General features: G+C 40.1%; 7 protein-coding genes. 6 read left to right on the forward strand and 1 reads right to left on the reverse strand.

The genetic code is table 11. The features are described 5' to 3' along the window. Window positions 1–365: 365 nt before the first annotated feature. The 3 genes from V7266_RS28755 (at window position 366) to V7266_RS28765 (ending at window position 2,383) form a co-directional block, all read left to right on the forward strand. Window positions 366–1,154, forward strand: coding sequence for an alpha/beta fold hydrolase (locus V7266_RS28755; protein WP_335472632.1), 789 nt, complete (start codon window positions 366–368; stop codon window positions 1,152–1,154). A gap of 2 nt (window positions 1,155–1,156) precedes the next feature. Then, a complete protein-coding gene (locus V7266_RS28760) occupies window positions 1,157–1,654 on the forward strand; it encodes a phosphatase PAP2 family protein (protein ID WP_335472633.1) in 498 nt (165 codons plus the stop codon). A gap of 465 nt (window positions 1,655–2,119) precedes the next feature. Next, window positions 2,120–2,383, forward strand: coding sequence for a hypothetical protein (locus tag V7266_RS28765; RefSeq protein ID WP_335472634.1), 264 nt, complete (start codon window positions 2,120–2,122; stop codon window positions 2,381–2,383). A 1,098-nt stretch (window positions 2,384–3,481) separates the two neighbouring features. Here the strand turns inward: V7266_RS28765 and V7266_RS28770 are convergent. Then, complete coding sequence (locus V7266_RS28770; RefSeq protein WP_335472635.1) at window positions 3,482–4,420, reverse strand: hydroxymethylglutaryl-CoA lyase; 939 nt, start codon at window positions 4,418–4,420, stop codon at window positions 3,482–3,484. Between the two features lie 121 nt (window positions 4,421–4,541). On the opposite strand from V7266_RS28770, the gene V7266_RS28775 reads away from it, so the two are divergent. From V7266_RS28775 to V7266_RS28785, 3 genes are all read left to right on the forward strand, one after another. Beyond that, on the forward strand, window positions 4,542–5,741 hold the full coding sequence (locus V7266_RS28775) for a CaiB/BaiF CoA transferase family protein (protein ID WP_335472636.1): 1,200 nt from the start codon (window positions 4,542–4,544) through the stop codon (window positions 5,739–5,741). A gap of 47 nt (window positions 5,742–5,788) precedes the next feature. Then, window positions 5,789–7,165: an MFS transporter gene (locus V7266_RS28780; RefSeq protein WP_335472637.1), complete on the forward strand. Its 1,377-nt coding sequence runs from the start codon at window positions 5,789–5,791 to the stop codon at window positions 7,163–7,165. A gap of 116 nt (window positions 7,166–7,281) precedes the next feature. Then, window positions 7,282–7,935: a GntR family transcriptional regulator gene (locus V7266_RS28785; RefSeq protein WP_335472638.1), complete on the forward strand. Its 654-nt coding sequence runs from the start codon at window positions 7,282–7,284 to the stop codon at window positions 7,933–7,935. Window positions 7,936–8,394 lie beyond the last annotated feature (459 nt).

Below are 8,394 nucleotides of genomic sequence, written 5' to 3' on the forward strand. Positions count from 1 at the left end.
ATCCTACTATCCCACCAAAGCTACCACCGATAGTAGATGCAACATACCAAGTCACATAATGCCAACAATTAAACCAACCAAAAGTGTAAAAAATATTATACCTTTTCCAATTCTCTCTATATTCTTACTGGTCCTTCAATGAAAACATCTCCTTTTACCTAATAATTGTAAACAATTAAATTAACGATACCATATTATTACATCTCCATTCTATTACTCCTTTAACTTAGCTGCCACGTAAGTTTAAATATAGTATCAAGCAGTATCGAATATTTAATGTCCGCTTACACGATATATTTTTCATGAAATAAGTGGGAATACCAAATAATAATTAAAGCACGATTTTATTAATGGGAGGTGAAATAATGCCAATCCTCAAAGTTGATGAATGTAGCCTTTATTACACTGTTAAAGGTAAAGGGATTCCTATCATTTTTATCCATCCGCCTGTTCTAACTTCCATAAACTTCATATATCAGGCAGAAGAACTATCCCGCTATTTTCAGGTCATTACCTTTGATATACGAGGACATGGTAGGAGTCCTTTTTCAATCAAACCCGTTACCTACCCACTAATCGTAGAGGATATAAATAAACTAATGAACCATCTGGATATTGAGAAAGCCTTTTTATGTGGCTATTCAGCAGGAGCATCTATCTTATTGGAATTTTTGTTGTCAACATCAAAGAGACGTGCTTTAGGGGGAATCATGATTAGTGGTATGTCTGAGGTTAGTGACTGGCGACTAATAAACAGAATACGTCTTGCTAAAAATCTTGCAAAGATTGGAGCATTGCCTGCTTTGGCTTGGTCAATATCAAAAAGCAATTCAGATACAGAAGAGTTGTTCAAGATGATGTTACTAGAAGCTAAAAAAGGAGATGTAAGGAACATCTGGCAATACTATGATTACACTTTGGACTATAAAAGTTCGGATCAACTCGAGAAAATTAATATGCCTATTTCTCTAATCTATGGCGATAAGGATAAACCATTTTTTCGTTATGCACAACAATTAAATTGTAAACTTCCTCAAAACGAATTAACTTTGGTTAAAGGGATTAAACATCAGGTCCCAACTAAATCAGCTAGTGAGTTAAATAAAGTTATTTATCAATTTATCGAGAAACATTCTAGCATTCGAGGTGAATAAGCATGGATTTCAAACTATTTCGTGTAATAAATTTGCTTTCAGGACGTTATTGGCTTATAGATAAATTAATGATACTTATATCCAACAAGATAAAATTTGTTTTCTTGTTTATTTTAATGATTATGCTTTTTAGAAAAAGGAATGTAATTATTGAAGCAATAGTGTCTATCGTCATCACGCTATTCATGCATTTTATAATAAAGTTATTTTATTTTAAGCCTCGTCCATTTATAAATAGGAGCGTAGGTATTCTTACCCCTTCTAAATTAGATTCTTCCTTTCCAAGTAAACATACTTTACTAACTTTTGCCATTTCAACAGTAGTTATGTTTTATCAACGCATCCTTGGTTCCATTATGTTGGGGTTCTCGGTTTTAACGGGATTTTCACGAATTTGGTTAGGACATCATTATCCCTCGGATATTGCAGGTAGTGCTGTTTTAGGTTCCTTCACAAGCACGGTTATTCATAAATTGCTAAAAAATTCAAAAAGAAAATAGAGCTCACGCAACAATATTAACATATTCAACTCTACTTCCGGTAGCTTAATTAGGTATTACAATTACTATTTTTTAATCTAATCTGCCACGTTTGTCCAATAATAAAAGCTGCCAAAATGGCAGCTGAATCTCCAACTCTTGCCACCTATAGGTGAGAATAACATTCACTACCGTTTCAACTACACTCTTATTACCAGAAAAGTATTAGACCGCTTATTGAATTCTACCACACCTAATTATGATACAGATAAAAACCATTCAATATAGAATGGTTTTATTATCATCTTCAACTGCTCCGTTCGTCACAATTTATCAATACTTTACATAAATACCTATAATAGAATTCAATTTGAACAAAAAAACTCTTACCTTCTATCACCTATAAAAAGAAATAAGCTCTACTATGATACTGTTTAGCAATAGGATTAAAGGGTATAAATATATTGACAAGGAGGATGAGATATTATGATAAATAAGATTGTTGGCACATTAGCCATCGGTGGAGCCGCTTACCTTTTGAGGAATGAGGAATCTCGCACTAAAGTCATAAATCAATTGAAAAACATTGCCTCTCCAGAAAACATCGAAAAGATAAAGAACCAATTCCGATCAATGTCCAACCAAAAATTAAAAGAGAATTCTGACCATTCGAAGTTATTAGAGTCTGTGTCAGACCCAGCATTCCCAGATTACGCAACAACAGCAAGGGCTGAAGCAGGAAGGCCCTAATGTGAGATACACCAATGATCGAGTCTTAAAAAGGAAGCAGTTGAATGGTAACGGGTTCCGTTTCCTATCGCAAAACGTCAATTTGCACAGGAAAATGCAAACCAAAATGTAATCCTTTTTGCACTATAAAATGTAGGGCAATTTAAGGCTAGAGAGATTAAATAACATTAGAAGAAAAGCAAGGGTTTATACCCTTGCTATTTTGCGTTTATTTGCTAATCCTTCAGATTACGAATAACGAAGTTTGCAACCCATTTCCGCTTTCTCAGTATCGATTTTTGTGTAGGTATCAGAATTCATAGGCGGAGAATTTCCTGCTAATGTATATAGGGGAAGCTTAAGAAGCGGGTATAAGCGGAGATATTCCGATTAACTGCTCTAAATAGGACAAATTCCAAAGATTTGGATAATATATACGGAAGAACTCCCCTTATTTTTACGGAAAATATGGGTGTTTCCCAATTTAGCCGGAATTTTACCGTTTATTTTCATAAGCAGTGAAACTAACATTCATTTTTAACAGAGCCTAACCTTAAATAAAAAACAACAATATTTTTCTGTTTATCAATTTGTAAGTAAAAATGTAGTGTATTTTGCTGCAGTACACCGGCTATTGTACCCCCACATTTTAATATACAAATTGCAATACAAATTCCACAAAATAATTTTCAAAACCCCTTTATATCAACGAAAATAGACCTTCAAATTACCATACAATTTGAAGGTCGTTTCGCATGACATTTTTAATATTTGCGATAGTTAACGGAACCCTTTAGTTGAATGGCTGTTTCCTTTTTTGTTTATAGAATAGAAACAGACCGAGTTTTATCTCGGTCTATTTGAGCTCCTATTCAACAAATGCTACCTGTTAGCCATCCATGCATCAGTGCTGCACCACAGAAAATGGAATTTATGTTCGTTCTTCCATGTTAGTTCAAGTACAGTACTTACAAACTAACTCTAGTATAAAATAGGTACTTCAGCTACCCTTTCTCCATATTTTTACTCTGTGAAAACCATGAACCTCGAACAAGCGGAGGGATGTTTCGATAATTCCGTTCTCTTAATGTTTTCTCAGCCATTACATATTTTCACCTGCTACATCTTACCATTTTCATTTAAGCTGGATTGTTCATAAGGCATAGATGGTAAACCTATGGGTCCCGCTTTCATGACAAGGCCATCGAGTTTGCGTTTGACTTGCTGTTCGGTCCATTTGGCGGTCTCGATTAAACCATCCAGGTCAATCCCTGTGGAAAATCCCATGGACTCAGTCATATTTACTAAATCCTCCGTGCAGACATTGCCAACGGCTAAAGGAGCATAAGGACAGCCGCCAAGCCCTCCGATGGAGCTATCGAACCGTGTAACCCCCATTTGAATAGCGGCCAAGACGTTGGCAAGCCCCAATCCTCGCGTGTTATGGAAGTGCAGGGAGATGGGTACGTCCGGAAAGTGGAGATTAACCTCTTGAATCATGTGTTGAACTTGTTTCGGATTGGCCAACCCGGTCGTATCTGCGAGGCAAATTTGACAATTTCCGAAATTTATATAGGATTCTATCATTTTCAAAACCCGATCTAGCGGGATGATTCCCTCAAACGGACAACCGAAAGCAGTAGCGATAATTCCTGTTACTTGTTTTCCCGATTGCAACGCTTCTTTAATAGGAATGGACAATCGATCAAGCGTATCCCATGTGGGTCGTCCCGCATTTCTTTTGTTAAAGGTATCAGAGGCGGCAATGGCAAAATGAATATCTGTCAAATTTTCCAAACGAAGCGCTCTTTGTACTCCCCCTGCGCTTAATACCAAACCCGCATATCTCACTCCGTTTTCTTTAGGCAAAGCCTCAATAATCTTTTCGGCATGGGCCATTTGGGGAACGAGGTCATCCCGTACAAAGGATACACATTCAATTTTTGAAAAGCCTAATTTCGATAATTTCGTAATCATGTCGACTCGCTGTTGAACGGATAAATAGGTAGCTTCTGTCTGCAGGCCATCTCGTGGTCCGACTTCGCAAATTTCAATCAAAATTGCACCAACTTTCAAAATATTTTGTATTGCATACAATTTATCAAAATTATATAATTGTTACTATAAAAAATCCATATTATTTTTACTTTTGTATACAATCTAAAGGAGATGTTGAAAAATGATAGCTGATTTTCCTTTATCCGATCTTCGTGTCTTGGAGCTTGGCTCCTTTATTGCGGGGCCATTCACGGGACGTTTATTTGCCGATTTTGGTGCTGAAGTAATCAAGGTTGAGCCGCCTGACCGCCCGGATCCTTTGCGGAAGTGGGGAGCTGCGATTGAAGACAACGGTCTATTCTGGGCGATTCAAGCGCGAAATAAAAAGTGCATTAGTCTAAACCTTAGAACGACAAAAGGGCAAGAGCTGCTTAAAAAGATTCTTCCACATGTAGATGTTGTCATTGAGAATTTCCGCCCAGGGACATTGGAGAAATGGAATTTAGGGTATGAGGTCATGCGCGAGATTAACCCTCGTTTAATCTTGGTTCGTACGTCTGGATTTGGCCAAACAGGACCTTATAAAGATCGTGCAGGATTTGGGTCGATTGGCGAGTCCATGGGAGGACTGCGTTATGTTACTGGTGAACCAGACCGGCCGCCCGTTCGTGTTGGCATCAGCATTGGCGACTCCCTTGCAGCGATGTATGCCATGATTGGATGTTTAACTGCGATCCATGAGCGGAGCCGCTCAGGAATGGGACAGGTGGTGGATACGGCATTATACGAGGCTGTTTTCGGTGTCATGGAGTCGACTATTCCTGAATATGTGCTGCTAGATAAGCTCCGCGAACGTTCTGGAAACATTCTTCCAGGTGTTGCTCCTTCGAATATTTATAAAACCGGTGATGATTCCTGGATTGCGATCGGTGGAAATGCGGATACCGTGTTTAAGCGACTAGTCGCCGTTATGGGCCAACCCGATCTTGCTAGTAATGAACGGTATGCCACCCATCAAGCAAGAGGGGAAAATCAAAAAGAATTAGATGAACTGATTGAAGCCTGGACCCAAACCAAACCATGTCAAGAACTGTTAGAGCTTTTGTCGACAAATGGTGTTCCTGCAGGCCGGATTTATAATGCCCAAGACATGGTGAGCGATCCTCAATTTATCGCTAGAGAAATGATCGTACCGTTTGAACATCCCGAATTGGGTTCATTCCCCATGCCAGGGATTGTACCTAAATTGAGCCGCACCCCAGGGCAAATTCACCACGCGGGGCCAACTAGAATTGGGGAACACAACCGAGAAATCTACTGCGATTGGCTAGGAATGGAAGAGTCTGAGTTTCTTATCCTGCAATCTGAGGAGGTGATCTAACTCTTATTTTACCGTGAAGGGAAAAAATCATAAGGGAGGTAGTTATAATGGGAAAAGAAGTGCTTGCAGGAGCTCGGTTAGACCGCTTACCAATGACCAAACAGCATCGCTCTATTTTGTTTCTTTTAGCGGGCGGTGGATTCTTTGACGGATTTGATCTTTATATCGCAGGGTCTGTACTTGCCTCAATGGTGGCTTTAAAATTTTCTTCAGTTGCAAATAATGCATCCTTTATATCAGGCACGTTCTTCGGTTTATTGATTGGGACACTTATTGCTGCAGTAGTCGGTGATCGTTTTGGACGGAAGTTTACATTAAAATACTCGCTCTTGGTGTATGGAATCGCAACCATATTATGTGCGGTTTCCCCTTCCTTTGGATGGTTGATTGTTTTTCGAGTCATCGCGGGTTTGGGTTTAGGATCCGTCATTGTCGTGGGTTATGGAATGTGGGTGGAGTTCGCTCCGAGGCGAACGAGAGGCTTCTGGACGAGCGCCCTCTCTTTTTTGATCAACCTTTCCCAGCCGGCAGCTGCGTTAGTGGCCTTATATTTAATACCTGAATATGGCTGGCGGATCATGTTTTGGATTGCTGGAATTCCCCCGATTATTATATGGGCTCTGCAAGTCCGATATTTGCCGGAATCCCCACGTTGGTTGGAGCAAAAGGGCAAATACGAGGAAGCGGAAAAAGTTCTTGTACAATTTGAGCAATTAGTTCCTAATCTGGCTCCCGTTGAATCGGTCCCGCAACCTGTGCTCAAAGCAGCAAATGCCAAACAAACCCTATCGATATGGTCTCCTGGCATCCGCAAAATCACTATTATGTCCATTATTATCTCTACGATTATGATGACGACGTGGTATACTTTTACCGCATGGATTCCTACGTTTTTCATTACACAAGGTTTCTCCGCGGTCAAGACCTTTACGTTTTCACTGGTCATTATGCTTGGTGCGATTCCTGGGAATGCACTGTCCGCCGTGCTTGCCGACCGCATGGGACGTAAATATACGTTAGCATTTATGTCTGTTTTCCTTGGAGTCATTGGCCTATTTTATGGCTCGGCTAGCAGCCCTGCCGCAATTATGAGTCTTGGGTTCATTTTTGTCATGGGCGGCAACATTCTGATCGCCATTATTTTGGCAAGCTACGTCCCTGAATTATTCCCTACTTCGGTACGGATGACTGGTTCTTCTGTGGCCAATGCCTTTAGTCGGGCTGGAACGATTCTATCTCCTTATCTCATTGCCTACCTGTTTACCCATGGTGGTCAACATTCGGTTTTCTGGTTTTCCTTTGCTTTATATATCATCATGGCTATCACCATTTTGGTACTTGGCAGTGAGACGAAAAAGCTCAGCCTTGAAGATATTGAAAAAAAAGAGATTCTCATTAATGAAAGCGCTTCACACTCCATGTAAACTAGGATTCGGGAATACCTCCCTTCGCATAGCACCGGGGTATTCCCCTTTTTAATTCCCAATTATGTTATATTTAAATTATTACCTTTTTGAATAAGAAAACGGAGTCGATGAAAATGGCTGATTCGTATGAAACCATCCGCACCTGGATCATCCGGGGCCACTTGCAACCAGGTCAACGATTACTAGAAACCCAATTGGCAGAACAACTAGGCATAAGCCGAACTCCTGTACGTGAGGCTCTACGTCGATTGGAAATCGAGGGACTCATCCAGTTCGCGCCTAACAAAGGGGCTATCGTTAAAAAGTATACTAAGGAAGAACTTATTCACATTTTTAACCTGAGGGTCTTGCTGGAGGGATACGCTGCTGAGCAGGCTGCCCAAAACTGCAAGGAGCATCATTGTGAGGAAATTGTCTCATTGAATGAAGAGTTTGAAACCTTTTTTGGGATCGTTAAATCCCAAGGTAAACTGGAGGGACATGTCGATAGATTTGTCGCGATCAACGAGAAGTTTCATCGTCTCATTTGGGTGGCCACCGGAAACCCCCAACTCCCTGTTATGCTCGAACGAATCATGGTGATTCCTCTTGTCTATAAGAGTTATGATCAATATTCCTATGAACAAGTTGGAAATTCTCTGTCCGCACATATGACCATTGGAACAGCCATCATCAATAGAGATCCTATACGTGCAGAAATTGCCATGAAGGAGCACATCCTGGCCGGACGTGACCATGCTTTTACTTTTTTGTCTTACCGCCAATAAAATGCGGATTTCCCACGCTAAGCCCTTTTTTCATATAAAAAGGCGGCCGCAGTTCTTTTTTCTCCATGGCGACCTGTGCAGCATCTATATTATCTGTCTACATAACAGAATTTAACGAGGAAAGGGAAGGCTTCTATGCAAGGTTAGACAATTACCCCAAAATTGAAGAACACTTTCATTACGGAGATATTTGGGTGGTTTTTGATGGCGATGAAATTCCCTTCTTTGTCCTTTTAAGTATCATAGATTGACTTTTTGTGTATTTAAGTGTTGCCCCTGGGAGTAACTTGAGGTCATCAAATGAATAGAAACTTTTGACGGATTCAAAGGGAATTCCTCTATATCACTGTCCTCCCCCTTTGCTAAGTACAAATTGTATGAAATCCTGCGAATAAGCAAGTATTCGGGAGATAATCGCATTAATTTGAGGAGTGTTATCTGAACAAGAAAAGCGACTGC

The sequence above is a fragment of the Neobacillus drentensis genome, from assembly GCF_036965645.1.
GTDB classification, from domain to species: Bacteria; Bacillota; Bacilli; order Bacillales; family Cytobacillaceae; genus Neobacillus; species Neobacillus drentensis_D.

What these genes read in the sequence shown, in the direction of transcription:
- V7266_RS28755 (WP_335472632.1), top strand. Translation starts at nt 366, where the DNA reads ATGCCAATCCTCAAAGTTGATGAATGTAGCCTTTATTACACTGTTAAA.
- V7266_RS28760 (WP_335472633.1), top strand. Translation starts at nt 1,157, where the DNA reads ATGGATTTCAAACTATTTCGTGTAATAAATTTGCTTTCAGGACGTTAT.
- V7266_RS28765 (WP_335472634.1), top strand. Translation starts at nt 2,120, where the DNA reads ATGATAAATAAGATTGTTGGCACATTAGCCATCGGTGGAGCCGCTTAC.
- V7266_RS28775 (WP_335472636.1), top strand. Translation starts at nt 4,542, where the DNA reads ATGATAGCTGATTTTCCTTTATCCGATCTTCGTGTCTTGGAGCTTGGC.
- V7266_RS28780 (WP_335472637.1), top strand. Translation starts at nt 5,789, where the DNA reads ATGGGAAAAGAAGTGCTTGCAGGAGCTCGGTTAGACCGCTTACCAATG.
- V7266_RS28785 (WP_335472638.1), top strand. Translation starts at nt 7,282, where the DNA reads ATGGCTGATTCGTATGAAACCATCCGCACCTGGATCATCCGGGGCCAC.